Annotated in this window: 25 protein-coding genes; 11 read left to right on the forward strand and 14 right to left on the reverse strand. The window is 70.9% G+C overall.

Going from position 1 to position 24,684, the window contains the following annotated elements:
* Positions 1 to 35 precede the first annotated feature (35 nt).
* The 8 genes from A2G96_RS31275 to A2G96_RS34290 form a co-directional block, all read right to left on the reverse strand.
* Entirely contained in the window at positions 36 to 815 is a 780-nt protein-coding gene (locus A2G96_RS31275) for a class I SAM-dependent methyltransferase (RefSeq protein ID WP_062803978.1), read from the reverse strand.
* A gap of 41 nt (positions 816 to 856) precedes the next feature.
* Entirely contained in the window at positions 857 to 2,107 is a 1,251-nt protein-coding gene (locus A2G96_RS31280; protein WP_062803979.1) for a glycosyltransferase WbuB, read from the reverse strand.
* A 22-nt stretch (positions 2,108 to 2,129) separates the two neighbouring features.
* Positions 2,130 to 3,122 (reverse strand): GDP-L-fucose synthase family protein, encoded by a 993-nt coding sequence (locus A2G96_RS31285; protein ID WP_062803980.1) that lies wholly within the window; start codon positions 3,120 to 3,122, stop codon positions 2,130 to 2,132.
* A gap of 28 nt (positions 3,123 to 3,150) precedes the next feature.
* Positions 3,151 to 4,359 (reverse strand): GDP-mannose 4,6-dehydratase, encoded by a 1,209-nt coding sequence (gmd, locus tag A2G96_RS31290; RefSeq protein WP_174549337.1) that lies wholly within the window; start codon positions 4,357 to 4,359, stop codon positions 3,151 to 3,153.
* Positions 4,360 to 4,466: 107 nt separating this feature from the next.
* Positions 4,467 to 5,420 (reverse strand): glycosyltransferase family 2 protein, encoded by a 954-nt coding sequence (locus tag A2G96_RS31295; RefSeq protein ID WP_062803981.1) that lies wholly within the window; start codon positions 5,418 to 5,420, stop codon positions 4,467 to 4,469.
* A gap of 85 nt (positions 5,421 to 5,505) precedes the next feature.
* Positions 5,506 to 6,486: a helix-turn-helix transcriptional regulator gene (locus A2G96_RS31300; protein WP_062803982.1), complete on the reverse strand. Its 981-nt coding sequence runs from the start codon at positions 6,484 to 6,486 to the stop codon at positions 5,506 to 5,508.
* A 725-nt stretch (positions 6,487 to 7,211) separates the two neighbouring features.
* Positions 7,212 to 7,529 (reverse strand): YXWGXW repeat-containing protein, encoded by a 318-nt coding sequence (locus tag A2G96_RS31305; RefSeq protein ID WP_062803983.1) that lies wholly within the window; start codon positions 7,527 to 7,529, stop codon positions 7,212 to 7,214.
* A 28-nt stretch (positions 7,530 to 7,557) separates the two neighbouring features.
* Complete coding sequence (locus tag A2G96_RS34290) at positions 7,558 to 7,680, reverse strand: hypothetical protein (protein ID WP_257734180.1); 123 nt, start codon at positions 7,678 to 7,680, stop codon at positions 7,558 to 7,560.
* 407 nt (positions 7,681 to 8,087) lie between these two features.
* Here A2G96_RS34290 and A2G96_RS33955 point away from each other — a divergent pair, with 407 nt between their 5' ends.
* Entirely contained in the window at positions 8,088 to 8,225 is a 138-nt protein-coding gene (locus A2G96_RS33955) for a hypothetical protein (protein WP_167354408.1), read from the forward strand.
* Between the two features lie 70 nt (positions 8,226 to 8,295).
* Here A2G96_RS33955 and A2G96_RS31310 read toward each other — a convergent pair whose 3' ends face one another.
* Both A2G96_RS31310 and A2G96_RS31315 read right to left on the reverse strand, forming a co-directional pair.
* Positions 8,296 to 9,564: a cyanate transporter gene (locus tag A2G96_RS31310; RefSeq protein ID WP_062803984.1), complete on the reverse strand. Its 1,269-nt coding sequence runs from the start codon at positions 9,562 to 9,564 to the stop codon at positions 8,296 to 8,298.
* Positions 9,557 to 10,015, reverse strand: coding sequence for a nucleoside deaminase (locus A2G96_RS31315; RefSeq protein WP_082819172.1), 459 nt, complete (start codon positions 10,013 to 10,015; stop codon positions 9,557 to 9,559). The genes A2G96_RS31310 and A2G96_RS31315 overlap by 8 nt, the downstream gene beginning before the upstream one ends.
* 176 nt (positions 10,016 to 10,191) lie before the next feature.
* On the opposite strand from A2G96_RS31315, the gene A2G96_RS31320 reads away from it, so the two are divergent.
* Both A2G96_RS31320 and A2G96_RS31325 read left to right on the forward strand, forming a co-directional pair.
* Positions 10,192 to 11,085 carry a LysR family transcriptional regulator gene (locus tag A2G96_RS31320; protein WP_062803986.1) on the forward strand — a complete coding sequence of 298 codons (894 nt, stop codon included), beginning with the start codon at positions 10,192 to 10,194 and terminating at the stop codon, positions 11,083 to 11,085.
* A gap of 95 nt (positions 11,086 to 11,180) precedes the next feature.
* Positions 11,181 to 11,873 (forward strand): phosphoribosyltransferase, encoded by a 693-nt coding sequence (locus tag A2G96_RS31325; RefSeq protein WP_062803987.1) that lies wholly within the window; start codon positions 11,181 to 11,183, stop codon positions 11,871 to 11,873.
* A gap of 15 nt (positions 11,874 to 11,888) precedes the next feature.
* On the opposite strand, the gene A2G96_RS31330 is transcribed toward A2G96_RS31325, so the two are convergent.
* From A2G96_RS31330 to A2G96_RS31345, 4 genes are all read right to left on the reverse strand, one after another.
* Positions 11,889 to 12,419 carry a LeuD/DmdB family oxidoreductase small subunit gene (locus A2G96_RS31330; protein ID WP_062803988.1) on the reverse strand — a complete coding sequence of 177 codons (531 nt, stop codon included), beginning with the start codon at positions 12,417 to 12,419 and terminating at the stop codon, positions 11,889 to 11,891.
* 47 nt (positions 12,420 to 12,466) lie between these two features.
* Positions 12,467 to 13,753: a 3-isopropylmalate dehydratase large subunit gene (locus A2G96_RS31335; protein WP_062803989.1), complete on the reverse strand. Its 1,287-nt coding sequence runs from the start codon at positions 13,751 to 13,753 to the stop codon at positions 12,467 to 12,469.
* Positions 13,750 to 14,799 (reverse strand): tripartite tricarboxylate transporter substrate binding protein, encoded by a 1,050-nt coding sequence (locus A2G96_RS31340; RefSeq protein ID WP_062803990.1) that lies wholly within the window; start codon positions 14,797 to 14,799, stop codon positions 13,750 to 13,752. The genes A2G96_RS31335 and A2G96_RS31340 overlap by 4 nt, the downstream gene beginning before the upstream one ends.
* Before the next feature lie 133 nt (positions 14,800 to 14,932).
* Positions 14,933 to 15,718: a GntR family transcriptional regulator gene (locus A2G96_RS31345; protein WP_062803991.1), complete on the reverse strand. Its 786-nt coding sequence runs from the start codon at positions 15,716 to 15,718 to the stop codon at positions 14,933 to 14,935.
* Positions 15,719 to 16,401: 683 nt separating this feature from the next.
* Here A2G96_RS31345 and A2G96_RS31350 point away from each other — a divergent pair.
* From A2G96_RS31350 to A2G96_RS31385, 8 genes are all read left to right on the forward strand, one after another.
* Positions 16,402 to 17,973, forward strand: coding sequence for a hypothetical protein (locus A2G96_RS31350; RefSeq protein WP_062803992.1), 1,572 nt, complete (start codon positions 16,402 to 16,404; stop codon positions 17,971 to 17,973).
* Between the two features lie 180 nt (positions 17,974 to 18,153).
* Positions 18,154 to 18,585: a hypothetical protein gene (locus A2G96_RS31355; RefSeq protein WP_062803993.1), complete on the forward strand. Its 432-nt coding sequence runs from the start codon at positions 18,154 to 18,156 to the stop codon at positions 18,583 to 18,585.
* Positions 18,585 to 19,283: a C39 family peptidase gene (locus tag A2G96_RS31360; protein WP_062803994.1), complete on the forward strand. Its 699-nt coding sequence runs from the start codon at positions 18,585 to 18,587 to the stop codon at positions 19,281 to 19,283. The genes A2G96_RS31355 and A2G96_RS31360 overlap by 1 nt, the downstream gene beginning before the upstream one ends.
* Positions 19,284 to 19,293: 10 nt before the next feature.
* The gene (locus A2G96_RS31365; protein ID WP_062803995.1) at positions 19,294 to 20,205 is read left to right on the forward strand and encodes a hypothetical protein; all 912 of its coding nucleotides are present in this window, start codon (positions 19,294 to 19,296) and stop codon (positions 20,203 to 20,205) included.
* 75 nt (positions 20,206 to 20,280) lie between these two features.
* The gene (locus tag A2G96_RS31370) at positions 20,281 to 21,711 is read left to right on the forward strand and encodes an acetate kinase (protein ID WP_062803996.1); all 1,431 of its coding nucleotides are present in this window, start codon (positions 20,281 to 20,283) and stop codon (positions 21,709 to 21,711) included.
* Between the two features lie 215 nt (positions 21,712 to 21,926).
* Complete coding sequence (locus tag A2G96_RS31375; protein WP_062803997.1) at positions 21,927 to 22,439, forward strand: hypothetical protein; 513 nt, start codon at positions 21,927 to 21,929, stop codon at positions 22,437 to 22,439.
* Positions 22,440 to 22,683: 244 nt separating this feature from the next.
* A complete protein-coding gene (locus A2G96_RS31380; RefSeq protein ID WP_062803998.1) occupies positions 22,684 to 23,820 on the forward strand; it encodes an ABC transporter substrate-binding protein in 1,137 nt (378 codons plus the stop codon).
* Positions 23,821 to 23,869: 49 nt separating this feature from the next.
* The gene (locus A2G96_RS31385; protein ID WP_062803999.1) at positions 23,870 to 24,661 is read left to right on the forward strand and encodes an SDR family oxidoreductase; all 792 of its coding nucleotides are present in this window, start codon (positions 23,870 to 23,872) and stop codon (positions 24,659 to 24,661) included.
* Positions 24,662 to 24,684 lie beyond the last annotated feature (23 nt).

Consider the following 24,684-nt stretch of genomic DNA (forward strand, 5'->3'; position numbering starts at 1 on the left):
AGGCCCGCACAACGCAGCCGTTGCGCGGGCGCGGCTCAATGCAGGGTGTAGGCGACGGTCTGGATCACGCCCGCGCCTTCGCGCACCTCGCACAGCACGCGGCTGCGTACCGGTTTCAGGTTGAACGGCGGCGCGGTCAGCACCACGCCGCTCGGCACCATGCGCGCCAGCCGCGTCGAGGCCCCCAGCCGCTTCTTGGCGTTGGGCGGAAAATCCGGCGCCAGCGGCAGGTGTTCGGTCAGCACCAGCACCTGGTAGCGGTGCAGCTTGGCCAGCACGCGCGCGATCCGGTCGTTGTCCAGGTGCTGCAGCACCTGGCGCAGGAACACCACGTCGCCCGCGGGCAGCTCGTCGCCGGCAATGTCGAGGCAGCGGAAATCCACGTCGAGATGGGCGTAGCGCGCGCGGTTGGCCGCGATCAGCGGCGCCACCACGTCGCACGCCACATAGCGCGCGCAGGCCGGGCGGATGCGGCTGCCGATATGGAAGTCGCCGCAGCCCAGGTCGACCACGTCGGGCTTGCGCGGCAGCTCGCGCAGCAGCGCGGTGACCGCCTCGGCATAGGGCTCGACGATGCGCGGATCGTGCGAGCCGGTGCCGCTGTAGAAGCCCGGCTCGTCGGCCTCGCCCCACAGGCTGCTGTGGTAGACGTCCGAGAACACTTCGCCCGGCGGCTTGGCGCCGTAGCGCGCGTCATGCTGCTGCTCGCGGCGCACGTGGTAGTAGGTGCGCAGCCAGGCCGGCACCAGGGGTTTGATGGTTCGCATCAGGCGTTGCACCAGCGCGGGGTGCGTGGTCGCGGTATTTGGACTCATGGCGGGTTCCCCCTTGGGCGTTGGGTGGACCGCGGCGGCGCTCAGGCCACTGCGGAGGCGTCTTGCGCGGCAGGCGGCGATACCAGTGCCTGCAGTGCGGATTCCAGTTGCGCCAGCACCGCGTCGCGGCCGAGATGGGCTTCGGCCCAGGCGCGGCCCGCGGCGGCATGCATGGCGCGCCGCTGCGGCTGGCAGGCGAGGGTGGCAATGGCGTGCGCCAGCGCGCTGGCGTCGCCGGGCGGCACCAGCACGCCCACGCGCGCCACCAGCCGGCCCAGCTCGGTATCGGGCTGCGCGGTGGCAATGACCGCGCGCCGGCTTGCCAGCATGCCGGTGAGCTTGGACGGCATCACCAGGTCGGCGGCATCGGCGCGCTGTGGCAGCAGGTGCATGTCGGCGGCCGCCATCATCGCGTGGAACCGCGCTTGCGGCTGCAGCGCCAGGAAATGCACGCGCGCCAGGCCGGCGCAACGTGCCTGCAGCGCGGCGCGGCCGCTGCCGTCGCCGCACAGCACCAGGTGGATGCGCGGGTGGCCCTGCAGCGCCTGCGCGGCATCGGCCAGCACTTCCAGGCCCTGCTTGTTGCCCATGTTGCCGGCGTACAGCGCGACCACCGCATCGGCGGGAATGCCCAGGCCGTGCCGGAACGCCTGCGCCGCGTCGGCCGGGGCCTCGTTCAGGTCGGCCCAGTTGGGCAGCAGCTGCAGGCGCGCGGGGCTGACGCCCTTGGCGCGCAGCGCGTCCGCCATCGCCTGCGAGATGGTCGAGACGCGCTGGTAGCGCGTGGTCAGCGCGCGCTCGATGCGCGTGGCCAGCCGGCGCAGCAGCGGATGGCGCAGTACGCCCAGCGCGAACGCGGCATCGACCTCCAGGTCCTGCACATGCAGCCAGGTGCGCGCACGCGTGCAGCTGCCCAGCAGCAGCGCCGCCGGGCTGCACATCAGCGTGGGCTCGACCGCGAAGATCACGTCGGGGCGCCAGCGCAGCTGCGCCGCCATGCACGGCACGCTGCTCAGCGCAAAGCTCATCAGGTGCAGGATGCGCAGCAGCCCGGACGGCTTGCGCGGCACCCACACCGGCGCGCGGTAGACCGTTACGCCGCCATGTGTCTCGCGCGCATAGCGCCAGGCGCTGTAGCCGTCGCTGACGCGCCATGCGGGGTAGTACGGCGGGGCGCAGATCACGCGCACCTCGTGCCCGCGCGCGGCCAGCCATTGCGCCTGCTCGCCGGTGTACTTGCCGATGCCGGTCAGTTCGGGCGCGTAGTTCTGGCAGTAGATCAGGATCTTCATGGCCGCTCCGCGCGCGTTCGGGTCAGGCCAGCGCGGCCGCGATGCCGCCCGGCAAGGTGCCGGTGCGGCAGGCGTCTTCGTAGACGCTGCGCAGGCCGTCGCGCAGCGCAATGCGCGGGCGCCAGCCGGTGCGCATGATGGCGCTGCTGTCGAGCCGCTTGCGCGGCGTGCCGTCGGGCTTGTCGGTTTCGAAGGCAATCTCGCCGCGATAGCCGGTGACCTGCGCCACCAGTGCCGCGAGCGCGCCGATCGAGATCTCGTCGTCGCTGCCGACGTTGAGGAAGCCCGCGGGCGCGGCCTCGCGGTAGGCCGGTGCGGGCAGCGCCATCACATGCAGGCAGGCACGCGCCAGGTCGTCCGCATGCAGGAATTCGCGCAGGGGCGTGCCGGTGCCCCACACCGGCACGCGCGCGCTGCCGGCCAGGCGGGCGTCGTGGAAGCGGCGCACCAGTCCCGGGATCACATGGCTGTTGTCGGGGTGGTAGTTGTCGCCGGGCCCATAGAGGTTGGTCGGCATCACGCAGCGGTAATCGGTGCCGTACTGGCGGTTGTAGCTGTCGCACAGCATGATGCCGGCGATCTTGGCGATGGCGTAGGGCGCGTTGGTCGGCTCCAGCGCCCCGGTCAGCAGCGCGGTTTCGCGCATCGGCTGCGGCGCCAGGCGCGGGTAGATGCAGCTCGATCCCAGAAACAGCAGCCGCCGCACGCCGGCCTGCCACGCGGCATGAATCACGTTGGTGGCGATGGCCAGGTTCTGGTGGATGAACTCGGCCGGGTAGGTATTGTTGGCATGGATGCCCCCGACCCGCGCCGCCGCCAGGTAGACCGCGTCGATGCGCTGGCTGGCGAAGAACGCCTGTACCCTGGCCTGGTCGCACAGGTCCAGCTCGGCGTGCGTGCGCGTGACGAGGTCGGCGCCGCCGTGCGCGCGCAGCGCGCGCTCGATGGCCGAACCGACCATGCCGCGATGGCCGGCGACAAAGATGCGCGGGCGCGTTGCCAGGGCCTGGTTCATGGGGTCCTCGCGGTGGCCGTGCACGCGGCTACTCAAGATGGTTGAAGGCCTGGAAACCGGCCAGCCTGACCAGCGCGTCGCGGCGCGCCGCGGCGTAGTCGGCCTCGATCATTTCCCGGACCAGTTCGGCAAAGCCGATGCGCGGGCTCCAGCCCAGGCGCTCGCGCGCACGGCTGGCATCGCCGAGCAGCGTTTCCACTTCGGTCGGCCGGAAGTAGCGCGGATCGACCCGCACCACGATCTCGCCCGGCTTGCATGCCGGCGCGATGCCGCCGCGCGCGGGCGGATCGACATGCTCGACGATGCCGACCTCGTCGACGCCGCTGCCGTGGAAGGTGATGGTGATGCCCAGTTCGCGCGCCGCGCGCTGTACGAACTCGCGCACGCTGTGCTGCTCGCCGCTGGCGATGACGAAGTCCTCGGCCGCCGGCTGCTGCAGCATCAGCCACTGCATCTCGACGTAGTCGCGCGCATGGCCCCAGTCGCGCAGCGCCGACAGGTTGCCCAGGTACAGCGTTTCCTGCAGCCCCAGCGCGATGCGCGCGATCGCGCGCGTGATCTTGCGGGTGACGAAGGTCTCGCCGCGCACCGGGCTTTCATGGTTGAACAGGATGCCGTTGCAGGCGTACATGCCATAGGCCTCGCGGTAGTTCACCGTGATCCAGTAGGCATAGAGCTTGGCCGCGGCATACGGGCTGCGCGGATAGAACGGCGTGGTTTCCTTTTGCGGGATCTCCTGCACCAGCCCGTAGAGTTCGGAGGTCGAGGCCTGGTAGAAGCGCGTGAGCTTTTCCATGCCGAGGATGCGAATCGCCTCGAGCAGGCGCAGCGTGCCGATGGCGTCGGTGTTGGCGGTGTATTCGGGCTCTTCGAACGAGACCTGCACGTGGCTCTGCGCGGCGAGGTTGTAGATCTCGTCCGGCTGCGACTGCTGCACCACGCGCACCAGGCTGGCGGTGTCGGTCATGTCGCCGTGGTGCAGGATCAGCCGGCGCTCCTGGGCCTGCGGATCCTGGTACAGGTGGTCGATGCGCTCGGTGTTGAACAGCGAGCTGCGCCGCTTGATGCCGTGGACTTCATAGCCCTTGCCCAGCAGCAGCTCGCACAGGTACGAGCCGTCCTGCCCGGTGATGCCGGTGATCAGCGCGCGCCGGATGCCGTTGCGCCCGCGCGGCGCGGCCCGCTCCGGCCCGGTGGTGGTGACATGACCGAGTGTGTCCAGCTCGTTTGCGCCCATGACTCTGATCCGTTAGCAAGTGGGGCGACTGTAGCGCCGCGCTGCAGCACTGCACCGTCTGCTACCCCACACAACGGCGGTTGGCGGTGTGGGCGCACCGCAACGGATCAGGTGCGCGGCATCGGCGCGGTGACCTCGGCGCGGGCGCGTTCTGCGCTGCCTTGATGGCCCGGCGCAAGCCGCAAGTGCTGCCACAGCAGGCGCGTGGTGGCCCAGAACGGCGCCACGCCGCGCCAGCCGCTGCGATGCAGGTGCTGGCCCAGGTTGTGCGGCAGCGCCAGCATCAGGAACAGCGCCGCCTTGTCGTGGCGGTGCTGGCTGCGCCCGTACCGATGCAGCATGGTGACCATGCGCGCGGCATCGGCGGCCGGGCTGCCGCTGCATGGGGCCGGGCGCTGCGCATGCAGCTGGTTGATCGCGCTCGGCACCAGTTCGATGCGGCAGCCGCAGCCGTAGACCGCGCGCCCGGTCAGGTCGGCGACGTCGTAATCGGCATCGAGGCTCTCGTCGAACGGCAGCCGCTCCAGCAGCGCGCGCGGGAACACCGTGCTGGACAGCACCACCGCGCACAGCGGCCGCGCCCGCGCGGCCCGGCGCGGCGGCTGGCGCAGCGGCTGCCCGAGGAAATCCTCGCGCTGCGGCCGCAGGCATTCGCCCGCGCACAGCGCCGTGCCGGTCAGCACCAGCGCATCGGCATTGCCGCCCGCGGCGACCCGGTAGATGAAGTCGTCGGCAAGGCGCTCGCCCATCTGCTGCAGGAAGGTCTGGCCCAGCGTGGCGTGGTCGTCCAGAAACAGCACGTGCGTGCCGGTGGCCGCGCGCAGCAGGCGGTTGCGGCTGGCGGCGGCGCCGCGGCGGGGACCGTCCAGGCAGGGGATGTCGGGGTAGGCGTCGCGCATCAGCGCGCGCGTGGCGTCGTGGCTGCTGTCGTCGCAGACGATCAGCTGGTGCGGCGGCATGGTCGACGCCGCGATCGACTGCAGGGTCCGGCGCAGTCCGTCCGGATGGTCGCGCGTGCTGACGCACACGGAAAAGCTGGGCAAGAACGTGCTGGCTTGCATGATGACCCCTCCCGTCCGGCAAGCGCCGGGATGGCGCCGGCCCGTCTGTGCGGGCGCGGCGCGCGGCAAAACTCTCAGGCCGGCCTCAGACCGCCTGCCGGACCGCCTGGCACGGCGGTTCGTTGCGCCTTGGCGCCACCCCGGCGCCATTGGTTTCGCGCGTGATGCGTTCGTCGCCGCTGACCCATTCCAGCGTGGCGCCGCGCTGCAGCGCGGCGTAAACCGCCTCGCCCTTGTTGCGCACCTTGAGCCGCTGGTACAGCGTGCAGGCGTGGCTCTTCACCGTCGCCACCGAGATGTTGAGCATGCGGCTGACGGTCTTGATCGGATAGCCGCGCGCCAGCAGCACCAGCACCTCGTACTGGCGCGGCGTGATCTTCAGCATCTCAGCCTCGTCGTAGCCGGGTTCTTCCTCGCTCAGCGGCATGGCAGGGGGTGCGGACGAAACCGCCGCCGGCGCGGGCGCGGATAGCGGCTGGCCGGGCCGCAGCTCGGTCAGGTCGCGCAGCGCCACGGTGGTGCGCAGGGCGGCGCGCGGGGTGCTGGCGCAGGACGCCAGCGCCAGCTGCTCCCCCGGCGCCTGGGCCGGATGCGCGACGCTGAGCGGCAGCGGCGCAGCCGAGGCGAGGGACTGCGTGACGGGCAGCGCCGAACGCGATGCCGAGGGCAGGGTGCCGGTCTCGGCAGTGAAGACCAGCCCCTGCACACCGGACACGGCCATGCGGATGGCGGCCTCGATCACCGCCAGCGAGGCGGACTTGGGCAGGCAGCCGCAGATGCCGCGCGCGCTGTCCGCGGCGGGCACATGCAAGGGCAGGGTGTCGGCAAGGATCAGGATGCGTTGCGGCGCGAGCGTCTGCCGGACCTGTTCCAGCAGCACCCAGCCGGGCGCGGGGTCGGCGGGCATGCCGAACACGAGCAGGTCCGCGTTATGGTGCCGGGCGTCGAGCCGGGCCATATCCGCCGGGGCAATGGCCGCCACCTGCGCGGATTCCTGGATGTTCTCGAGCATCTGCAACAGCCCGAGCCGGAGCAGCGGGTGCTCCTCGATCAGCAACGCATTCATGGACTTCACTCCCCGTTTTTACCCCGGGAGGCGGACTGCAGGGCACTTTGCGTATGGAGGACGTGACAGGACCGCCGTCACCGCAACCGCCGGTGACTGCTGGCTGGCTCTGTGGCTGACCCCCATGCTTCCATGCCGGGCGGTTCCGTTGTTGTGACTGGAACTTGCCATGGCTGGAAGGGATGACCCCGAACCCGACCCCGGGTGCCTGTTACTCCTAAATCAGTTGGAATTCATCTTATGGGCTGGGTGAGGGGATTGCAAGCAAGGGGGAGCGAGGTGGAATGAGGGAGGGAATGAAAGGACCTTAATAATCCCTTCAAATATGTCGTGTTTATGCCTGCCAGGTTTCGGAAACGCCGCGCTGGCGCCGTTCCCGGTGGTTTCACCGATGTGACATTCAGAGTTTAATTGGTTGCAAATCTGAAACAGATTCTATTATCCATAGTCCGATATGACGATTTTATAACCCTATTGAGGGATGTCCGAAATGCATCCTCAATGGTGTTGCTCCAATTATGAAACGCGCCCCGGAAATGCTGGTTGTGAAATCAATGCGGCAGATTTAACGGCTGCTCGCGCACATGGTCTAGTGCTTCTGGATGAGGCGCGGTTACCACCATGGATGAGCTCTGCGGCGCCGGCGCCACCGGCCGCGCCGGCCTTGCCACCACCCATCGGTGGGGGCCGGCCGGGCTGCGGGAAGGATGGCGACGCCGGCCGGCTCAGCGTACCCAGCGGCCCGGGCGCATGACCCAGCCATGCGGGCCGCGCACCCAGCGCTCGGGCACATAGCGGTAGCCGACGCGCTGCGGCTGCCAGTAGCCACCGCGCCAGGCGTAGCGTCCGCCGCGCGCTTCCCAGTGGCCAGGCACCCAGACCTGGCCGCGGCGCGCGGCCGGGTGCGGCTCATAGCGCGGCGGCGGCGGCGGATGGCCGTAGCCGCGGGCGACCGGCGCCTGGTGGGCTTCGGCAGGGGCGCTCAGTCCGAAGGCGCCGCCCGTGGCAAGGACGGCTGCAGCAAGCAGGAGTTGGCGTTTCATGGGAGGGCTCCTTTGGGCGGTGGCGGAATCAGTAGTGGTAATGGTGGTGGTGGCGCGGCGGCGGGCCGCCGCGCGGGGGCACCACGATGCAGGCGGAAAGCAGTGCGGCGGTGGTGGACAGCAGCACCACCAGCGAGAGGGCGCGTTTCATGTTGGCTCCTGGCGGGATCGCGTTGGACATGGCTCGAATGTAGCGGCCGGCTGGCGCGCTGCGCGCTTGCACTTGTAAGCCTGTCTCACATGCGGCGCCGGCTTAGGCGGGCGCCTGCCGCGCCTGCAGGCCTGGCCGGAAACCCTTGTCTGGCAAGGCGTCGCGGGCATCGCCGCGGCACCGGCGGACGCCGTGCGGCCGGAACCGGGAAGGTAATGTGACGTTACATGCGAAATAAATCTAGCAAGACGGGCAGGCCTGGCGCCGCCGCTGTCGTGTCCTGTCACGACCGGCAAGCGCGCAGAAACGGGTACGCATGGACGAGCCCGGGCGTCGGCAGGCGACGCTACCGCGGCGCGATGGGCTATACCAGTGAGAAGTGACCACGTATGCGGGAAGGAGGCGCCATGCCGGTCATGCTTATCGTGCTTGCCCTGCAATGGCTGCAGGGCCTGTCGCCGCCCGCGGCGGCCTTGTTCGCACTGCCGCAGGCGCCGGCGCCTGCGGATGCCACGGCCATGGTGGAGGCCGCGCCGGCCCGCTGACGCCGAAGCCAGCGCTGGCTGACGGCCCAGGCTGTTACCGCCGCGCGCCGTCGGCGCGGCCGGGCCGGTGTCATCCCGCCTGCCGCGCGCAGCCGGCGGGCGCCGCCAACGCAAACGACGCGCCGTAGCGCGCCGGGTCCAGCCGCATGGTCAGCACGCCGACCACCGCCGCGCACGCCAGGTGATACCACCAGCCCGCGGTGAAGCTGCCGGTGCGCGCCTGCAGCATGGCGGTGATCCATGGCGCCAGCGACGCCAGCAGGAAGCCGCCGCCCTGCATCACCGCGCTCAGCGCGCCGGCGCTGTCGGCGTCGGGCAGGTGGTCCAGCGCCACCACCAGGTACAACGCAAAGCAGCCGCCCAGGCCGGCGCCGCCGATCACGGCCCAGGCGTGCGGCGCCGCGTCCGGCCACAGCGCCAGCCCGGCGAAGCCGGCGACCTGCATCGCCAGCGCCAGCGCCATCCACGCGCGCCGGTCCGTGTTGCGCGCCGCCAGCGCTGGCAGCAGCAGCGCCGCGGCGGCCTGCGCCACCGCCATCAGCGCCACCAGCGAGCCGCTGGCCGGCGCGCTCCAGCCACGGCTCTGGTAGAACGGCGCCAGCCACGCCACCAGCGAGGCATAGCCGCCGTTCATCACGCCGAAGCTGATCATCAGCAGCCAGGTGCGCGGGCGCCGCAGCAGCGCGCGGGTCTTGCCGGCGGCGATGGGCGAGCGGCCACACGGCGCGGCCGGCGCCGATGCCGGCTGGCGGGCCGGGCCGCGCGGCAGCGCCACCCACGCCAGTGCCAGTGCCGCCAGCGCAGGCACGGCCCACAGCGCCAGCGCCTCGCGCCAGCTGCCGGCCAGCCCGGTCACATAGGGCGACAGCTGCGCGCCGAGCGCGCCGCCACCCATCAGCGCCGCCGAATACAGCCCCATCACCGGCGCCACGCGCGCCGGGAATTCCTGCTTGACCAGTCCCGGGCACGCTGCCTGCACCACCGCCACGCCCAGCCCGCACAGCGCCGCCGACGCGATCAGCCAGGTCCCGCCGGTGACCCCCAGCCGCAGCGCGCAGCCGGCGCCCAGCAGCGCCAGCGCGCCCAGCACCGCGGTGCGCGCGCCCAGCCGCGCGCGGATGGCCGGGCCGAAGAACGCCCCCACGCCCATCAGCAGCATCGGCAGCAGCGTCAGCCACGCCATGCCCTGGTAGCTCAGGCCGGTGCCGCCGCGGATGGCCGGCGCCAGCGGCCCGACCGCGGTCAGGAACGGCCGCAGGTTCAGGCCGATGCCGGCCACGGCCGCCAGCACCAGCCAGCGCGGCGGCCGGGGCTGGACCGGGCGCGCGCCTTCAGCCACGGCGCGGGCGCATGCCGTACAGCTGCGCGGCGGAGAGGTCGACCGGCACCCGCGTCAGCGGCAGCGGCGGCGGGTCGAGCGGCAGGCGCAGCGCCTGGTAGGCGGCCTCGCTCGACATGCCGTAGGGCGCGGCATCGTGGTTGTCGAAGGCGTAGTAGACCGCCTGCACCCCGGCCATGGTCATCGCCGCCAGGCACATCGGGCACGGGTGGCCGCTGGCATAGACCACACTGCCGCGCAGGTCGGGCCGGCCCAGCTTGCGCGCGGCGGCGCGCACCGCCTCCATCTCGGCATGGGTGGTGGGGTCGTGGCTGTGGACGATGTCGTTGACGCCGGTGGCGACGGCTTCGCCGTCGAGTACCAGCACCGCGCCGAACGGGCGCGCGCCGCGGTCGCGGTTGGCCACCGCGAGGCGCACCGCCTCGCGCATGAATTCCTGGTGAGTGGTCATGGTTGGCAGAAAAGTGGGTACATGCTCGCGTGCAACGCGGCATGGCGTGTGGAGTCGGGGCGATGGCGCCAGGACGCAGGCCGGGGCATCGTGCCGAAACTCTACGCCGGCGCTTGGTAATTGGGAAATTAAATGATGAAATCACCGGCAGTGGAAAAGCCAATGGATACGTCATCATGCAGGACCCTCGCCTCGACCCCGTGCTGCTGCAGAGCTTTGTCGCCGTCGCCGAGAGCGGCAGCTTTACCCGTGCCGCGCAGCGCGTGCACCTGACCCAGTCGACCGTCAGCCAGCAGGTGCGGCGGCTGGAGGAGCAGCTGGGTTGCGTGCTGCTGGACCGCGGCGGGCGCTATGTCTCCACCACGCCGGAAGGCGAGCGCCTGCTGGGCTATGCGCGCCGGCTGCAGCAGCTGATGGCGGAGGCCATCGGGCAACTGCGCCAGAGCGCCGGCCAGGGCGAGATCCGGCTGGGCGTGCCCGAGGACTTTGCCGCGCGGCCGCTGACGCCGGTGCTGGCCGGGTTTGCCGATGACTGGCCGGGGATGCGGCTGGAGGTGACCAGCGGCATGAGCCACGAGCTGTGGCAACGCTTCCAGGACCGCGAGCTGGACCTGGTGCTGGTCAAGCAGCGCACCGGCCAGGCGCAGGGGCTGGCCAGCTGGCCCGAGCCGCTGTGCTGGATCGACAGCCGCAGCCGTCCGGCGGTGGCGCGCGACCCGGTGCCGCTGGTGGCGTTCCCGGTGGGTGGCCTGTACCGCGGCGAGATGACGCACGCGCTTGACGCCGGCGGGCGGCGCTGGCGCGTGGCCTTTGTCAGCGCCAGCCTGGCCAGCATCCTGGCGGCGGTGGCCGACGGCCTTGGCGTGACGCTGCTGCCGCGGCGGCTGGCCACGCCGCATCACACCGTGCTGGAGCAGGGCTGGCCCGCCGCGGTGCCGGATGTCGAGCTGAGCCTGCACGCGCAGCCGGACCTGCCGGCCGCGGCGCGCGACATGGCGGCGCGGCCGGCCGCGCTGTGCGAGACAGTGATGGCGGCGGGCGCGCCCGCTCGCGCTGGCGCGCGCGCCTGAAAGTGGCCCGCTGGCCGCCGCCGCGGCCGGCGCCAGGGTCTATATTTGGCGGAGGGACCGCCGGCGCTGGCCGTCCCCTTGCCATGGAAACCGCCATGTCCCTGCCCCCGTGCTTTGCCGACCGCCGCGAGGCGGGCCAATACCTCGGCCGCCACCTGGCCGGACTGGGCTTTGGCGCCGCACAGCTGGGCCAGCCGCCACTGGTGCTGGCGCTGCCGCGCGGCGGCGTGCCGGTGGCGTTCGAGGTGGCGCGCGCGCTGGACGGCCAGCTGGACGTGCTGCTGGTGCGCAAGATCGGCGCGCTGGGCTACCCGGAACTGGCGCTGGGCGCGGTGGTGGAGGGCGATGCCGGCGGCGGCGGACCGCACACGGTGGTCAATGACGATCCCTGGGCACGGCGCGCCGTCGACAGCGGCAGCTTCGATGCCGAGCGCGGGCGCCAGCTCGACGAGATCGCCCGGCGCCAGCAGCGCTACCGCGGCGGCAAGCCGGTGCCGGCCCGCGCCGGACGCGTGGTGATCGTGGTCGATGACGGCGTGGCCACCGGTGCCACCATGCGCGCCGCGCTAGAAGGCGTGCGCATGGCCGGCGCGGCGCGCGTGATCGCGGCCACCCCGGTGGGCTCGCAGGACGGGCTGGCCAGCCTGGCCGCGGCCGCCGACGAGGTGATTTGCCTGAACACGCCGCCCAGCTTCGGCGCGGTGGGCGCGTTCTATCTCGATTTCAGCCAGACCAGCGACGAAGAGGCGCTGGCGCTGCTGCGCACCGCGCCACCGCCCGCGGCCTGACCGGCGCCGCCGGGCTCAGTCCCGCGCGCTGCGTTCGCGCGCCAGGCGCGCCTTCAGGTGCGGCACCAGCCCCCCGGCGGCCAGGATCGCGCGCAGGAACGCCGGGATCGGCTCGCACGCCGCCACGCTGCCGTCGTCGAGCCGCAACTGCGCGGTATCCAGGTCCAGCACTGCGTGCGCGCCGTCGATCAGCCGGCTGGTGTCGGCGCAGACCAGCACCGGCAGGCCCAGGTTGATGGCGTTGCGATAGAACAGCCCGCCGAACGATTGCGCCACCACCGCGCCCACGCCCAGTTCGCGCAGCGCCTGCGGCGCCTGCTCGCGCGACGAGCCGATGCCGAAGTTGGCGCCGGCTACCAGCACGTCGCCGGGACGCACGCTGCCGGGAAACTCGGGGCGCACCGAGGCCAGGCAATGCCGGGCCAGCACCGGCAGCGGCGCCTTCATCAGCACGGCGGGGGCCATGGCATCGGTGTCGATGTTGTCGCCGAAGCGCCAGAGGCGGCCGGCAGGGACGGGATGGGAGGGGGTGGGAGCAGAGGTCATGCGGGAAGACTGTCCCGCCGGCGGCGGGCACGAGGTGGGGCCGCGCGTTACTCCAGCAGCGTGCGCGGATCAGTGATGCGGCCGGTGACGGCGCTGGCGGCCACCGTCATCGGCGAGCCCAGCCACACCGCGCTGCCGGCGTCGCCCATGCGGCCCGAGAAATTGCGCGCGGTCGAGGCAATCGCGCGGCTGCCAGCCGGGAAGCGCGCCGCGCCGTAGCCTGCGCAGGCGCCGCAGGCATTGGGCAGCAGCATCGCGCCGGCATCGGCGAGGATGCCGAGCGTGCCTTCCCGCTCGGCCTGCAGCTGGTCGCGGCGCGAGGCCGGCGCCACCTGCAGCGTTACACCGGCGGCAACGCGACGCCCGCGCAGCACGCGCGCAGCCATGCGCAGGTCTTCCAGCTTGGCGCCGGTGCAGGCGCCCAGGTAGGCGATCTGCACCGGCTCGCCGGCGGCCTGCCCGACCGGCGCGCTGTTGGCGGGCGAGTGCGGTGCCGCCACCTGCGGCGCCAGCGCGGCGGCGTCGAAGCGGTGCGTGGCCAGCACCGGCGCGCCGGCATCGCTGCGCCAGTGTTCAAGGTCGATCGCGGCCAGCGTCTGCGCCGGCACGCCGGCCTGCGCCAGCCAGTCCAGCGTGACCGCGTCGGGTGCCACCAGCCCGGTCTGCGCGCCGAGTTCGGTGCTCATGTTGGTGAGGGTCATGCGCTCCTGCATCGGCAGCGCGGTGACGGCGCTGCCGGTGTATTCGAGCGCCTGGTAGCGCCCGCCGCCCATGCCCAGCGTCGCGCACAGGAACAGCATCACGTCCTTGGCGCACACGCCGGGCGCGAGCTGCCCGTCCCATTGCAGCCGGATGGTGTCCGGCACCCGCAGCCAGATCTCGCCGGTGGCGAGCACGCCGGCCATCTCGGTTGCGCCCACGCCGAACATGTACGCGCCGAAGGCGCCGCCGGTGGGGCTGTGGCTGTCGCCGCCGACGATCAGGCGGCCCGGCAGCACATGGCCGCGCTCGGGCAGCACCACGTGGCAGATGCCCTCGGCGTCGATGAAGTGCGCGCCGGCCTGGCGCGTCCAGTCGCGCGTGAAGCGCAGGATCGATTCGGCCTGGGCGTCGCCGCCGGGCACGAAATGGTCGGTCACCACGACATAGCGCGACGGGTCCCAGACCCCGGTGCCAAGCTCCTGCAGCAGCGGCGCCACGCGGCGCGGGCCGCTCGAGTCATGCGACATCGCCAGGTCGACCCGGCAGATCACCACGGTGCCGGGCTCGGCATGCGCCAGCCCGGCGGCGCGTGCCACCAGCTTCTGCGCCAGCGTGGCGGGCAGCGTGCTCATTCCGGCGAAGCTCCCGAGTACTTGACCACGCCCGCCCAGCGCTTGACGTCCTGCTTCACGAACGCGGCGAAGGCGTCGGGCGGCGTGCCCATCGGCTGCGCGCCGTCGTTCTCCAGGCGCTTGCGCACGGCGGGAGATTCCAGCCCCTTGCGCGCGGCCTGGTACAGCGACTGCGTGGTCTCGTTTGGCATGCCGGCCGGGCCGAACAGCCCGAACCACGCGCTCGATTCGAAGCCCTTGACGGTATTGCCGATCGGCGCCGCGCCCGGGAACTGCGGCAGCGGCGCCGGGCTGGTCACGCCCAGCACCTTGAGCTTGCCCGCGCGCACGTGCGGCAGCACGTTGATGGTGCTGGCGAACATCAGGTCGCACTGGCCCGCCAGCACGTCGGTCAGCGCCGGGGTGGTGCCCTTGTACGGAATGTTGACGATGTAGGTGCCGGTCATCATCTTGAACATGTCGCCGGCCATGTGCAGCGACGAGCCGACCGAGCCGATGGCGAAGTTCAGCTTGCCCGGCTCCGCGCGCGCCAGGCGGATCAATTCAGGCACGTTGTTGGCCGCCAGCCGGGGCGTGGCCACCAGCACGCTCGGCACGGTGGCGACCAGCGTGATCGGCGTGAAGTCCTGCACCGGGTCGAACGGCAGCTTCTTGTACAGCGTGGCGTTGATGGTATGGCTGGTGAAGCTCATCAGCAGCGTGCTGCCGTCCGGCGCGCTCTTGGCGACCAGGTCCGCGGCGATATTGCCGCCGGCGCCGGGGCGGTTCTCGACCACCACCGGCTGGCCCAGCTCCTGCGACATCTCCTGGGCGATGGTGCGCGCCAGCGTGTCGGTGGTGCCGCCGGCCGGCGCGCCCACCAGGATCCGGATCGGCTTGCCGCCGGCAAGCGGCGCCTGCGGCTGGCCGTGCGTCTGCGCGGCCGCCGTCAGCGGCAGCGCCAGCGCGCACGCGGCCAGTGTGCCGAGCGTGGCAAGGCGCCGCATCGTGGCGCGGCGCGCAATCGAAGGCAGACGGGTCAGGCTGGACGGACGGAATTCAGGCATGGCGGCGGTCCTCGCTCGATGTGATCAGGGATGCGCAGTATGGCGCGGAACGGGGTCCGGCGCCCCCCGGCTACGCAAGCCCGGGGCATTTCGCGTGGCGTCAGTCGTGCGTCAGTCGTGGGTCAGTCGGAGGTCAATCGCGCAAGCCCGGGCGGGTTTCGCTCTCGACCCAGACGTTGGCGCTGTCGACGCCGGCCGGCGACAGTTCCATCCGGTATTCGTAGCGGTCCGGGCGGTACTGGCCCAGCAGCAGCTGCACCGGGCGCCCGGACTGGTCCTTGACCACGCGCCGCACCGCCAGCAGCGCGCCGCCGACCGGCACGTCCAGCAGCGGCGCCACCACCACGTCGGCCAGCCGGGCCGACAGCACCTGGCTGGCGCGGCCGAGCTTGACTCCGCCCGCTTCGAGCAGCCGCAGCACCGGGGTTTCTTCCAGCGCCTGGCGCGTGATCGGGCGGCCCAGCGCCGCCGGCAGGTAGACCGTGATGTGCGACAGCGGGCGGTTGCGGTAGTGGCGCACGCGCACGATCTTCACCACCGGGTCGCCCGGCTCGATCTGCAGCGAGTCGGCGACATCGGGCGTGGCATGGACTTCATCGATCGAGATCACCTTGACCGAGGTCTTCTGGCCCATGTCGATGATGTTGTCGAGCAGGCTGGTGCCGCGTTCCTCGCCGGCGGCCGCAGCCGGGCGCACCGGATGCGGGTTGACGAAGGTGCCGAGGCCGCGGTGGCGGCGCACCAGCCCTTCCTGCACCAGCCGGTCGAACACGCGCCGCATGGTCACGCGCGAGGCGTGGAACTGCTTGGCGAGGTCGATCTCCCCGGGCAAGGGGCCCTGGCCGAAGCGGCCTTCGACGATCTGCTGGCGCAGCACCACGTAAATCTGGTGATACAGGGGAACGACGGCTTCACTCATGGTTTCCCTTGTGGAGAGATGACAAGTCTGTAATGCCTCTAATGTACTGTAAATCAGACATAGGGCCTAGCGAGGATAAACGCTGAGGGGTTTTCGCGACAAGGGGCGGCACGGATGTCACGCCGCGCCGCGCCGCCGCAGGGCCGCCGAGCATTGTGCCGGATTCGCCCCGTTGCGGGGGCGCCGCGGCGGCCTGGCAGCGGCTTGCGCTTGCCCATGCCGCCAACGTCGCGTCAAGCCGGCAATGTGGGACGGCCCACACGGGCGGCGGCAGCGGCATCGCCGGGCGCGTGTTTCAGCGCCGATACGCGGCGGCGGACTCAGGGCAAGTCCCGAGGGCGCGCTGCAAGTCCTTGAAAATCAAGGCTTTCCGGACTGGCCTCGAAACACCGCCACAACCCGATGGGACCCCGCTGTCACAGCAATGTGACATGTCCCCGGCGGCACATCGGCGCGGGCCCATGTTGATCCGGCAAAACATCCGGCAAAACCCTGCCGGCACGCCGTGTGGCCCTTGTAATACAAGGACTTGCGTCCGCGGGTGACGAAGCTGGCACCGATTATGCGCAGGGCAGGCTGGTTTGGCAGCAAGCCTGACCAGAACCTCCGGCCGTTGCGCTCTTCCATTAGCGCCGGCCAGGAGCAGAGCCGCTGTGACTGTGAAATCCTCCTGGGAGCATCGTATGAACAAGACAATTCTGGCGTCGGCGATTGCCCTCGCCTTTGCTGGTTCGGCGTGGGGTAACCCGACCAATAACAACACGGACGGCTGGAGCCATCAGTCAGCCACCGCCAATTCCAACCAACGCGGCGCCGGGGCCATGGCCAATGAGTACTCGACGTCCAACCAGGACAACTCCGATCACAGCACCACTACCCGCACCAGCACCCGCAACACCGCGGTCGACGTAGCGATCGACAAGTCGACCAACGACTCCAACAACCGCACCAACTCCAACAACAAGAGCAAGACGAACTCCGACAACCGCACCCGCCTGACGCTGGACCAGGGCGGGCTGGGCAATGCCGCCGCCAACGCCGGCAATGCCTCGTCGAGCATCGCCAATTCCTTCAACACCAGCAAGGCGATCGCGGTCAGCAAGCTCAACGGCGCGGTGACCGGCAACAACGTCCACAACATCGGCAACTATGCCTCGAACACGGGTAATGCCAACGGCGGCACCGGCTTCGGCGGCAAGGGCGGCACCGGCGGCAACGGCGGCGCCGGTGCCGGCGGCGTGGGCGGCGCGGGTGCTGCCGGCGCGGTCGGTGCGGTGGGCGCCAAGGCCTTTGCCTATAACGGCGGCGCGCGCGCCGGCGATGCCACCACGGGCAGGGCCGTGGGTGGCGACGGTGGCGATGGCGGCGCCGCGATCGGCTGGGGCGGCGATGGCGGCAGCGCCTATGGCAAGGGCGGCAGCGCGCTCAGCGCCGCGGGCAGCCAGGGCGGCAGCGGTGGTGACGCCTACGGCAAGGGCGGCGGTGCGCTGAGCGCCTCGCTTGGCGCGGGCGGCCGTGGCGGTAGCGCCGGCGCGATCGGCGGCGGCGGACTGGGTGCCAGCGGTGCCCTCGGCGGGCTGGCCGGTTCGGCCGGCGGTGCGGGCGGCAGCGGCGGTGATGCCAATGGCCGCGGCATGGATGCCGGCGGTGCGGGCGGCGCGGGTGGCGGTTCCGGCGCGACCGGTACCAACACGGCGGGCGCGGGCACCGGCACGGGCGGCGGCGCGGGTGCCACCGGCGGTGCGGGCGGCTCCGGCAGCTCCGGCTCGGCCGCGACCGGCGGCGCCGGCAGCGGCACTGGCGGCGCGGGCGGCTCGAGCGGCGCGGGCGCGACCGCGACGGCTGGCAACGGCACGGCCACCGGCGGTGCCGGCGGCGCGCAGAGCAGTACCGGCGGTGCCGGCGGCAACGGCGCGGCGGCGACCTCGGGCGCGGCCACGGCGATGGCGTCGAACGGCAGCGCCACCGCCGGTGACGGCGGCGACGGCGGCAACGGCGGCAACGGCGGCAGCGGCGGCGCAGCCACTGGCGGTACCGGTGGCATGGGCGGCGTAGGCAACGGCGGCGCCGGCGGTACCGGCGGCAACGGCGGCTACAACCTGGTCGACGCAGGCACCTTCAACATGTCCAACACCATGACCAGCGTGGGTCAGACGGCGGCGGGCATCATGATGGCCAGCCAGAACAGCGGCGTGGCCTCGCTGGTGCAGCAAAGCGTGAACGTGCAGGCCAACCTCAACGTGGGCGGCAGGTAAGACGCGCAACGCGGCCGGATCCCGGGTTTGCCCGGGACCGGCCGGCGGTTTCGCAGTCATGCCGGCAGGACCGGCGCCCGCATCCTGTGTGCGGGCGCCCGGGCCCTGTCATGCCTACGCAAGCCAAGTTGCCATGCAGCCGACTGGAGAGAGTCGGCGCACCGGCAGGGGGGGAACACCATGCAACCGGTCCGCTTCGCCGTCGGCGCCTGTGCCGCGGCATTACTCGCCTGGCCAGCATTGCAGGCCCACGCGGAGCCGCCAGGGCTGGAGGCCGCGATGGCCGCGGCGCGCGCGGACGCTGCCGCGCTTACCGCGGCGCCAGCTGAAGCCGCACCGGCACCAACGCCGGCTGCGCTGTTTGCGGGCGCGGCCAGGGCCGTATCCGTGTCGCGGCTGGACGATGTCCGCGGCGGTGCGGAGGTCACCGTCAACGATATGCGCCTGCACGGCACCGTGGCCGACAACGCCGCGGTCAATACCTTGTCAGGCACCAACCACATCACGGAAGGCGCGTTCTCGAATGCGGCGGGGATTCCCACCGCGATCCAGAACTCCGGATCGAACGTGCTGATCCAGAACGCCACTATCGTCAACGTCCAGTTCAAATGATGAAGCCGCTGCGAATCCTGCTGGCGTGCGTGCCGTGGCTGCTGGCCACGGCGCATGTGCCCCAAGCGCAGGCCGCCGACGCTGCGATGTATGGCCCGGTCGGCGAACCCTACAGCGTCAGGGTCACCAGCATCCGCGAGGCGCGCTTCAAGTCCACCATCCGCCAGCAGTATGACTTCAGCTGCGGCTCGGCCGCGGTGGCCACGCTGCTGACGTACCAGTACGGCCATCCGATCAACGAGGCCACGGTGTTCCAGAACATGTACCTCAACGGCGACCAGCAGAAGATCCGCGCCGAAGGGTTCTCGCTGCTGGACATGAAGCGCTTCCTGGCCGCGCTGGGCTATGAGGCCGATGGCTTCGAGGTGCCGCTGTCCAAGCTGGAAGAAACGCAGGTGCCGGCGATCGTGCTGATCGTCGAAAACGGCTACCACCATTTCGTGGTGGTCAAGGGCGTGAAGGGCAACCGCGTGCTGGTCGGCGATCCGGCGCGCGGCACGCGTGCCATGTCGCGCGAACAGTTCGAGCGCATCTGGGACAGCCAGCTGCTGTTCGTGATCCACAACCGCACCGACCGCGCGCGCTTCAATGTCGCCGCGGACTGGCGCGTCGCGCCCAGCGGTCCTTACTGGATGGGCGTCAACCGGGACAACCTGTTCTTCACGGTCATGCCCCGCCATGGCGCCGGAGATTTTTGAGGAACGCATCATGCTGCAGACTTCCTTGCCGCCCCCGACCGTGCCACGCAGCGCCGCCTCGGCGGCCGCGGCGATGGTGCTGGGCGCCGGCCTGGCGTGCGCCGGCACGGCACAGGCCGGCATGCCGCCGCAGCCCGGGACAGCCGATGCCGCGGCGCCGCCGGCGCAGGCTGCCATGGCCGCGCGCGAGCGCGGCGACTCCCACCCTGTGGCTGCCGCGCGCGGCAGCATGGCCGGCTGGAAACCGGTGGCACATGAAAAGCTCGACGACATGCGCGGCGGCTTCGAGATGCCCGGGCTGCAAGTTTCGTTCGGTATCGAACGCGCGGTGTACATCAACGGCGACCTGGTGGTCGCTACCAGCATTAACATCCCAGACGTCAGCCGCATCACTGCCGACCAGGCCGCGCGGCTCGCTGCGACGCTGGGGCCCGCCATTGTGGCCAGCACCAATGCCGCGGTGGCCAACGCGCTGGCAGGCAATCCGGTCACGGCCGACGCCGCCGCGGCGATGAATGCCAATACCAATGGCGCGGCGGCATCGGCTGCGGGTGGTGCGGAGGCGGGCGGTGCGGCAGCGGCCAATGGTGGTGCTTCTGCTTCTGCTTCTGCAAATGCCGGTGCCGCGGGTGCCGGGGGGGCAGCGAGCGCTGGCCCGCCGGCGACAGCCGTCAGCACCGCCACGGGCCAGGTCGTGACCAACGGGCTGCTGAACGTGATCCAGAACGGCCCGGGCAATGCCGCATCGGTGGGGGCGCTGGCGGGAACGCCGGTGACCGTGATCCAGAACACGCTGAACAACCAGAGCATCCGGAGCCTGATGACAATCGACGCAAGCGTCAATACGCTGCAGGCCTTCCGGTCGCAACTGGCCAACACGGCGCTGAACAACGCGCTGCTGCGGGCCGCAAGCATGAGATAGCCGTTAGCGAGGTAGCGGTTAGTACAGGTCGCAGGCTCCTGCAGAACAGCCTGCAGTCCGGGGGAGGAAGACGTGATGAAGAAGCGGTCGATGCAGGGCATCCGCAATGCGGGATGCTCGACGTTGCTGTTGCTCGGCGGGCTGGCGCAAGCCCAGACGCCGCCGGAGGCGGGGCCACCCGCGGCCGGACTGGAAACCCTGCAGAGGGAACTCGCCGACCAGGCCAGCCAGCTCGATGCCATGAAGCGGGCGCTGGCCGAGCAGGAGGCAGTGATCCGCGAACTGCGCAGCGTGATCGGCACTGACGTGCTGGCCACCAAGCGCGGCGGGCAACGCTCAGGGCCCGGCGTGATGCCGGCCGACAATGCCACCAATGCCGCCACCGCGGCAGCGGCCGCCAGTGCCACGCAGGGCGCGCCGGGCCTGGCCAGCAGTCCGCAGCAAGTCATAGCCCAGGGGCCGCAGCCCGGGGCGCAGCAGGGTGAGTCCGCCAGCCCGCAGACGGTGGCCGTGGACGAGCCCGTGGGCCGTCCGCCCGAGAGCGACCAGCGCCCGCCCGAGGTGGCACCGCTGATCGACCAGCCCGGGGTGCTGACCGGCGAAGGCAAGTTCGTGGTCGAGCCGGGCTTCCAGTACGGCTATTCGTCGAACAACCGCGTCGCGCTGGTCGGCTACTCGATCATCCCGGCCATCCTGATCGGCCTGATCGATGTGCGCGAGGTCAAGACCTCGACCTATATCGAATCGATCGCGCTGCGCTATGGCGTGACCAAGCGGCTCGAGATCGAGGCCAAGGTGCCGTACGTGCAGACTTCGGGCTCGACCATCAGCCGCGAGGTGTTCACCGGCACTGCGGTCGACAACGTGTTCAATTCCAGCGGCAAGGGGCTGGGCGATGTCGAGGCGACGGTGCGCTACCAGCTCAACTACGGCAACGAGCGCATCCCGTACTTTGTCGGCTGGCTGCGCTACAAGTCCGCTACCGGCAAGGATCCGTTCGAAGTGGTGACCGATTGCGTGACCCGCTGCGTGGGCAATACCACCGGCACCGGCCTGCCGCTCGGGCTGCCCACCGGCACCGGCTTCCAGGCGATCCAGCCAGGCATCACCTGGCTGCTGCCGACCGATCCGGCGGTGTTCTTCGGCACCTTCAGCTACCTGCACAACTTTGCGCGCAACAACGTCAGCCGCACCGTGCTGAACGGCGAGAAGGAGAACCTGGGCAAGATCGCGCCGGGCGACATCTTCGAGTTCAGCTTCGGCATGGGGCTGTCGCTCAACGAAAAGGCGTCGTTCAGTATCGGCTATGACCAGGCCATCATCTGGCCGACCAAGCAGAACGGCATGACCGTGCCGGGCTCGGTGCGCATTACCCAGGGCACCTTGCTGGTGGGGTATTCGTACCGCTTCAACAACCGCTATACGCTCAACCTGTCGGTGGGCGCGGGGCTGACGCGCGACACGCCCGACCTGCAGGTCAATGTGCGCCTGCCGATCACTTTCTGAAGCCCATGATGCAGACGTGACGCGTGCCCCGCCCGGGCGGGACACGCGTGCGCATCACATGTCAGCGATAGTGTGCCGGGACCGTACGCCAGCGCCGAAACGCGCCTTGCGCTGGCCCCATGAACGGCGTACAAAGAAATAACCCCGCGCCGCCAGCGGTACTTTCCGACCAGCCTAAACCTCACCGGTGGTGCGGCCTGTACAAGGAGAGAGACATGCGCAAACGCATCTTCTGGTTGTTGCCCGACCTGGCGAGTGCCAAACGCACCATGGATGACCTGCTGCTGGCCCGCGTCGAGAACCGCCACATCCACTTCGTGGCGCGCGACGGTGCCGACATGACCGGCCTGCATGAAGCCAACCTGTTCCAGACTTCCGACATCGTCCACGCGGCCGAAATGGGCCTGATGGTCGGCGGCGGCGTGGGCGTGGTGGCCGGCGTGGTGGTGGCGATGTTCCCCATCGTCAGCGACACTCCGCAGTGGGGGCTGGTCGGCGTGCTGGCGGTGCTGGGCGCGGTGTTCGGGGCCTGGGCCGCAAGCATGATCGGCAGTTCGGCGCCCAACAGCCGGCTGCGCGCGTTCGAGAAAGACATCGAGGCGGGCAAGATCCTGCTGATGGTCGACGTGCCGCGCACCCGCGTGGAAGAAATCGAAACCCTGCTGCGCAACGCGCATCCGGAAGCCAGCTTCGCCGGCGTCGATCCGGCCGTGCCGGCGTTCCCCTGATCCGGCACCTGCCGGCGACTGGCGCCACGTGGCGCCGCATGTCTCTCTGCGCGCGCCACCTGCCGCGCGCCCGGTCCGCACCGGAACCGCCCCCGGTTCCGGTGTGATGCCGCTGCAACACCCCCTGTTTTCCCGGTTTGCCCGCGTCGGACGCATGCGGTACCTTGCGTGACGGCGCGCGGGCCTGTCCGCGGCGTCGCCACAAAATAACGAAAGCAGCCGTCCAGGCGGAGGGGGCGAGACAATGAAGGCGAAATGGATCGCGTGCGGCGTGCTGGCCGCCACGCTGGGGTGGGCCGCGCAGATGGCCCAGGCGGAACCGGGCGTGACCCGCAACACTATCCGCATCGGCCAGTCGGCCGGCGTCACCGGGCCGGTGGCGGGCTCGGTCAAGGAGCAGATCGCCGGCGCGCAGGTCTACCTGCGCACGGTCAACGCCAGCGGCGGCGTTGCCGGCCGGCGCATCGAACTGGTCACCTACGATGACGGGTTCGATGCCAAACGCACCCCCGACAACGTGCGCAAGCTGCTCGACGAAGACAAGGTGTTCGCGCTGTTCATGGTACGCGGCACGCCGCAGAACGAAAGCATCCTGCCCCTCATCGCCGCGCAGAAGGTGCCGCTGATCGCGCCGCTGACCGGCGCCATCACGCTGCACCGGCCGGTGAACCGCTACGTCTTCAACGTGCGCGCCAAGTACCAGGACGAAGTGGCGCGCGCGATCAACCACCTGGCCACGTCGGGCATGAGCCGCATCGGCATCTTCTACGCCAACGACGGCTTCGGCCAGGACGTGCTCGAAGGCTACAGCACCGCGCTGCAAGCGCGCGGCGTGCAGCCGGCGGCGACGGTCAACTTCGCCCGTCCCATGGGCGACATCAGCCAGGGCGTGGCGGCCATGCACAAGGCCAATCCGCAGGCGGTGCTGGTGATCGGCTCGGGCTCGGAGGCGGCGCGCATCATCCGCGAGTTGCGCCGCGCCGGCAGCGAGGCGCAGTTCGTCACGCTGTCCAACAACGCCGCCGATGCCTTTATCCGCGAACTCGGCGACGACGCGCGCGGGCTGATCATCACGCAGGTGGTGCCGGGCACCAACTCCAGCCAGATGACGCTGGCCAGCGAATACCGCAGCCTGGCCAAGCAGCAGGGCGTGGAGCCGTCCAACGCCGGCATGGAAGGCTTCATGTCGGCCAAGGTGCTGGTCGAAGGCCTGCGCCGCGCCGGCCCCGAGCTGACCCGCGAGCGGCTGGTCGCGGCGCTGGAGGGCATGCGCGACTATGACCTCGGCGGCATCCTGATCAGCTACAGCGCGGCACGCCACACCGGCTCGTCGTTCGTTGAGATGTCGATCGTGTCGTCCACCGGCAAGCTGATCCGCTAGCGCGCGTGGGTGCGGGCCCGGAGCCGGCCGCTGCGGTATAGTCGCCCGCATGGCTACTCCTATCCCTTCCCCCGATTCCCGTACCCCGTTCGCGCTGCATGGCCGCGTGGCGCTGGTGACCGGCGGCGCGCAGGGCCTGGGCCTGGCGATCGCCGCCGGGCTGGCCGATGCCGGTGCCCATGTGCTGGTGGTGGCCCGCAATGCGCCGCGCGTGCACGAGGCCGTCGCCACGCTGGCGGCGCGCGGCGGCAGCGCCGAGGCACTGGTGCTCGACATCACCGACGAGGCCGCCGTGGCAGCAGCCTTCGAGCGCATCGATGCCGACCACGGCCGGCTCGACATCCTGGTGAACAACGCCGGCGCGCGCAACCGCAGCAACATGGCGCAGCTCGATGCCGGCGACCTGCGCGCCATGCTCGAGACCAACCTGGTGGCGCCCTACGCGCTGTGCCGGCTGGCCGCGCAGCGCATGCGCCAGGGCGGCTACGGACGCATCGTCAATGTCAGCTCGATCGCAGGCCAGGTGGCGCGCGCCGGCGACGTGCTCTATCCCGCCACCAAGGGCGGACTGGACGCGCTCACGCGCGCCATGGCCGCCGACCTGGGCCGCCACGGCGTCACCGTCAATGCGATCGCCCCCGGCTACTTCGCCACCGAGCCGAACCAGCCCATGGTCGAGGACGAGAGCGTGGCCGAGTGGCTGCGCCAGCGCACCTCGCTGGGCCGCTGGGGCCAGCCGCAGGAGGTGGCGGGCGCGGTGGTGTTCCTGGCATCGCCGGCGGCGTCGTATGTCACCGGGCAGGTGCTGGCGGTCGACGGCGGCTATCTCGGGCACTTCTGACCCAGGCACTGCTGGCGCATCGC

The sequence above is a fragment of the Cupriavidus nantongensis genome (assembly GCF_001598055.1).
Lineage (GTDB): Bacteria > Pseudomonadota > Gammaproteobacteria > Burkholderiales > Burkholderiaceae > Cupriavidus > Cupriavidus nantongensis.

What these genes read in the sequence shown, in the direction of transcription:
- A2G96_RS31275 (WP_062803978.1), bottom strand. Translation starts at nt 815, where the DNA reads ATGAGTCCAAATACCGCGACCACGCACCCCGCGCTGGTGCAACGCCTG.
- A2G96_RS31280 (WP_062803979.1), bottom strand. Translation starts at nt 2,107, where the DNA reads ATGAAGATCCTGATCTACTGCCAGAACTACGCGCCCGAACTGACCGGC.
- A2G96_RS31285 (WP_062803980.1), bottom strand. Translation starts at nt 3,122, where the DNA reads ATGAACCAGGCCCTGGCAACGCGCCCGCGCATCTTTGTCGCCGGCCAT.
- gmd (WP_174549337.1), bottom strand. Translation starts at nt 4,359, where the DNA reads ATGGGCGCAAACGAGCTGGACACACTCGGTCATGTCACCACCACCGGG.
- A2G96_RS31295 (WP_062803981.1), bottom strand. Translation starts at nt 5,420, where the DNA reads ATGCAAGCCAGCACGTTCTTGCCCAGCTTTTCCGTGTGCGTCAGCACG.
- A2G96_RS31300 (WP_062803982.1), bottom strand. Translation starts at nt 6,486, where the DNA reads ATGAATGCGTTGCTGATCGAGGAGCACCCGCTGCTCCGGCTCGGGCTG.
- A2G96_RS31305 (WP_062803983.1), bottom strand. Translation starts at nt 7,529, where the DNA reads ATGAAACGCCAACTCCTGCTTGCTGCAGCCGTCCTTGCCACGGGCGGC.
- A2G96_RS34290 (WP_257734180.1), bottom strand. Translation starts at nt 7,680, where the DNA reads ATGAAACGCGCCCTCTCGCTGGTGGTGCTGCTGTCCACCACCGCCGCA.
- A2G96_RS33955 (WP_167354408.1), top strand. Translation starts at nt 8,088, where the DNA reads ATGCCGGTCATGCTTATCGTGCTTGCCCTGCAATGGCTGCAGGGCCTG.
- A2G96_RS31315 (WP_082819172.1), bottom strand. Translation starts at nt 10,015, where the DNA reads ATGACCACTCACCAGGAATTCATGCGCGAGGCGGTGCGCCTCGCGGTG.
- A2G96_RS31320 (WP_062803986.1), top strand. Translation starts at nt 10,192, where the DNA reads ATGCAGGACCCTCGCCTCGACCCCGTGCTGCTGCAGAGCTTTGTCGCC.
- A2G96_RS31325 (WP_062803987.1), top strand. Translation starts at nt 11,181, where the DNA reads ATGTCCCTGCCCCCGTGCTTTGCCGACCGCCGCGAGGCGGGCCAATAC.
- A2G96_RS31330 (WP_062803988.1), bottom strand. Translation starts at nt 12,419, where the DNA reads ATGACCTCTGCTCCCACCCCCTCCCATCCCGTCCCTGCCGGCCGCCTC.
- A2G96_RS31335 (WP_062803989.1), bottom strand. Translation starts at nt 13,753, where the DNA reads ATGAGCACGCTGCCCGCCACGCTGGCGCAGAAGCTGGTGGCACGCGCC.
- A2G96_RS31340 (WP_062803990.1), bottom strand. Translation starts at nt 14,799, where the DNA reads ATGCCTGAATTCCGTCCGTCCAGCCTGACCCGTCTGCCTTCGATTGCG.
- A2G96_RS31345 (WP_062803991.1), bottom strand. Translation starts at nt 15,718, where the DNA reads ATGAGTGAAGCCGTCGTTCCCCTGTATCACCAGATTTACGTGGTGCTG.
- A2G96_RS31350 (WP_062803992.1), top strand. Translation starts at nt 16,402, where the DNA reads ATGAACAAGACAATTCTGGCGTCGGCGATTGCCCTCGCCTTTGCTGGT.
- A2G96_RS31355 (WP_062803993.1), top strand. Translation starts at nt 18,154, where the DNA reads ATGCAACCGGTCCGCTTCGCCGTCGGCGCCTGTGCCGCGGCATTACTC.
- A2G96_RS31360 (WP_062803994.1), top strand. Translation starts at nt 18,585, where the DNA reads ATGAAGCCGCTGCGAATCCTGCTGGCGTGCGTGCCGTGGCTGCTGGCC.
- A2G96_RS31365 (WP_062803995.1), top strand. Translation starts at nt 19,294, where the DNA reads ATGCTGCAGACTTCCTTGCCGCCCCCGACCGTGCCACGCAGCGCCGCC.
- A2G96_RS31370 (WP_062803996.1), top strand. Translation starts at nt 20,281, where the DNA reads ATGAAGAAGCGGTCGATGCAGGGCATCCGCAATGCGGGATGCTCGACG.
- A2G96_RS31375 (WP_062803997.1), top strand. Translation starts at nt 21,927, where the DNA reads ATGCGCAAACGCATCTTCTGGTTGTTGCCCGACCTGGCGAGTGCCAAA.
- A2G96_RS31380 (WP_062803998.1), top strand. Translation starts at nt 22,684, where the DNA reads ATGAAGGCGAAATGGATCGCGTGCGGCGTGCTGGCCGCCACGCTGGGG.
- A2G96_RS31385 (WP_062803999.1), top strand. Translation starts at nt 23,870, where the DNA reads ATGGCTACTCCTATCCCTTCCCCCGATTCCCGTACCCCGTTCGCGCTG.